Here is a 436-nt window from a genome sequence, read left to right on the forward strand (position 1 = left end):
TGCACGGCAGCTACAACATGAACAACCTCAACAACGACGTCGCCATCATCAACCACAACCATGTTGGCTTCAACAACAACATCCAGCGCATCAACCTAGCCAGTGGAAACAACAACTTTGCTGGTACTTGGGCCTGGGCTGCCGGCTTCGGGAGGACCTCCGATGCTGCTTCGGGAGCCAACAACCAACAAAAACGCCAAGTGAGCCTCCAGGTCATCACCAACGCCGTCTGCGCCCGCACGTACGGAAACTCTGTGATCATTGGCTCCACCCTCTGTGTTTCCGGCGCTAACGGTCGCAGCACCTGCAGCGGAGACTCCGGCGGCCCTCTCTCCATCGGCAGCGGCGGAGGCCGTCAGCTGATCGGTATCACGTCGTTCGGATCAGACAGAGGCTGCCAGAGAGGCTACCCTGCCGGCTTCGCTAGAGTCACATC

Annotated in this window: 1 protein-coding gene; it reads left to right on the plus strand. The window is 58.9% G+C overall.

All coding sequences use genetic code 11. The annotated features are described in order from the left end of the window. Positions 1–17 precede the first annotated feature (17 nt). Positions 18–436 (plus strand): trypsin-like serine protease (locus F0L74_RS34580; RefSeq protein ID WP_246197949.1); only part of this gene is annotated, 419 nt, incomplete at its 3' end.

It is taken from the genome of Chitinophaga agrisoli, assembly GCF_008386695.1.
Classification (GTDB): Bacteria; Bacteroidota; Bacteroidia; order Chitinophagales; family Chitinophagaceae; genus Chitinophaga; species Chitinophaga agrisoli.